Annotated in this window: 1 rRNA gene; it reads right to left on the minus strand. The window is 51.9% G+C overall.

The features are described 5' to 3' along the window. Window positions 1–19 precede the first annotated feature (19 nt). A 23S ribosomal RNA gene (locus D6C13_RS25040) occupies window positions 20–2,928 on the minus strand. Window positions 2,929–3,081: the final 153 nt, after the last annotated feature.

Genomic DNA, 3,081 nt, shown 5'->3' on the forward strand with positions numbered 1-3,081 from the left:
AAAACACCTTTGGTGTTGTAAGGTTAAGCCTCTCGGGTCATTAGTACTGGTTAGCTCAATGCATCGCTGCACTTACACACCCAGCCTATCAACGTCTTAGTCTTAAACGTCCCTTCAGGTGGCTTAAAGCCACAGGGAAGACTCATCTCGAGGCAAGTTTCGCGCTTAGATGCTTTCAGCGCTTATCTTTTCCGCATTTAGCTACCGGGCAATGCCATTGGCATGACAACCCGAACACCAGTGATGCGTCCACTCCGGTCCTCTCGTACTAGGAGCAGCCCCTCTCAATCTTCCAACGCCCACGGCAGATAGGGACCGAACTGTCTCACGACGTTCTAAACCCAGCTCGCGTACCACTTTAAATGGCGAACAGCCATACCCTTGGGACCTACTTCAGCCCCAGGATGTGATGAGCCGACATCGAGGTGCCAAACACCGCCGTCGATATGAACTCTTGGGCGGTATCAGCCTGTTATCCCCGGAGTACCTTTTATCCGTTGAGCGATGGCCCTTCCATTCAGAACCACCGGATCACTATGACCTACTTTCGTACCTGCTCGAGCCGTCACTCTCGCAGTCAAGCTAGCTTATGCCATTGCACTAACCTCACGATGTCCGACCGTGATTAGCTAACCTTCGTGCTCCTCCGTTACTCTTTAGGAGGAGACCGCCCCAGTCAAACTACCCACCAGACACTGTCCTCACCCCGGATTACGGGGCCGAGTTAGAACATCAAACATTAAAGGGTGGTATTTCAAGGTTGGCTCCACAAGAACTGGCGTCCTCGCTTCAAAGCCTCCCACCTATCCTACACATCAAGGCTCAATGTTCAGTGTCAAGCTATAGTAAAGGTTCACGGGGTCTTTCCGTCTTGCCGCGGGTACACTGCATCTTCACAGCGAGTTCAATTTCACTGAGTCTCGGGTGGAGACAGCCTGGCCATCATTACGCCATTCGTGCAGGTCGGAACTTACCCGACAAGGAATTTCGCTACCTTAGGACCGTTATAGTTACGGCCGCCGTTTACCGGGGCTTCGATCAAGAGCTTCTCCTTGCGGATAACCCCATCAATTAACCTTCCGGCACCGGGCAGGCGTCACACCGTATACGTCCACTTTCGTGTTTGCACAGTGCTGTGTTTTTATTAAACAGTTGCAGCCAGCTGGTATCTTCGACTGGCTTCAGCTCCGGGAGCAAGTCCCTTCACCTACGCGCCAGCGTGCCTTCTCCCGAAGTTACGGCACCATTTTGCCTAGTTCCTTCACCCGAGTTCTCTCAAGCGCCTGAGTATTCTCTACCTGACCACCTGTGTCGGTTTGGGGTACGATTTCGTGTTACCTGGAGCTTAGAGGCTTTTCCTGGAAGCTTGGCATCAACTACTTCACCACCGTAGTGGCTCGTTATCACGCCTCAGGGTTGATATGCGACCGGATTTACCAGGTCACACCCCCTACACGCTTGAACCGGGACAACCGTCGCCCGGCTAGCCTAGCCTTCTCCGTCCCCCCTTCGCAGTAACACCAAGTGCTGGAATATTAACCAGCTTCCCATCGACTACGCTTTTCAGCCTCGCCTTAGGGGTCGACTCACCCTGCCCCGATTAACGTTGGACAGGAACCCTTGGTCTTCCGGCGTGCGGGTTTTTCACCCGCATTATCGTTACTTATGTCAGCATTCGCACTTCTGATACCTCCAGCAAACCTCACAGTTCACCTTCGACGGCTTACAGAACGCTCCCCTACCCAACAACGCCTAAGCGTCGCTGCCGCAGCTTCGGTGCATGGTTTAGCCCCGTTACATCTTCCGCGCAGGCCGACTCGACCAGTGAGCTATTACGCTTTCTTTAAATGATGGCTGCTTCTAAGCCAACATCCTGGCTGTCTATGCCTTCCCACATCGTTTCCCACTTAACCATGACTTTGGGACCTTAGCTGGCGGTCTGGGTTGTTTCCCTCTTCACGACGGACGTTAGCACCCGCCGTGTGTCTCCCGTGATAACATTCTTCGGTATTCGTAGTTTGCATCGAGTTGGTAAGCCGGGATGGCCCCCTAGTCGAAACAGTGCTCTACCCCCGAAGATGAGTTCACGAGGCGCTACCTAAATAGCTTTCGGGGAGAACCAGCTATCTCCCGGTTTGATTGGCCTTTCACCCCCAGCCACAAGTCATCCGCTAATTTTTCAACATTAGTCGGTTCGGTCCTCCAGTTAGTGTTACCCAACCTTCAACCTGCCCATGGCTAGATCACCGGGTTTCGGGTCTATACCTTGCAACTTGACGCCCAGTTAAGACTCGGTTTCCCTACGGCTCCCCTATACGGTTAACCTTGCTACAAAATATAAGTCGCTGACCCATTATACAAAAGGTACGCAGTCACCCAACAAAGTAGGCTCCCACTGCTTGTACGTACACGGTTTCAGGTTCTATTTCACTCCCCTCGCCGGGGTTCTTTTCGCCTTTCCCTCACGGTACTGGTTCACTATCGGTCAGTCAGGAGTATTTAGCCTTGGAGGATGGTCCCCCCATATTCAGACAGGATGTCACGTGTCCCGCCCTACTCATCGAACTCACAGCCTATGCATTTTTGTGTACGGGACTATCACCCTATACTGTGCGACTTTCCAGACGCTTCCACTAACACATAAACTGATTCTGGTTCTGGGCTCTTCCCCGTTCGCTCGCCGCTACTGGGGGAATCTCGGTTGATTTCTTTTCCTCGGGGTACTTAGATGTTTCAGTTCCCCCGGTTCGCCTCATTACACTATGTATTCATGTAATGATAATGTGTCGAAACACACTGGGTTTCCCCATTCGGGTATCGTCGGTTGTAACGGTTCATATCACCTTACCGACGCTTTTCGCAGATTAGCACGCCCTTCATCGCCTCTGACTGCCTAGGCATCCACCGTGTACGCTTAGTCGCTTAACCTCACAACCCGAAGGTGTCTTAAAGACAACGTCGCGCTGCGATTATTTGAGAGACTCTGTTACAGACTAATCCACCACTCAGTACTTCTACGGAGAGTGATGTTCAGCTGTAAACTTTCAATTTTCAGCTTGTTCCAGATTGTTAAAGAGCAAT

This window comes from Rahnella woolbedingensis, assembly GCF_003602095.1.
In the GTDB taxonomy this organism is placed as follows: Bacteria; Pseudomonadota; Gammaproteobacteria; order Enterobacterales; family Enterobacteriaceae; genus Rahnella; species Rahnella woolbedingensis.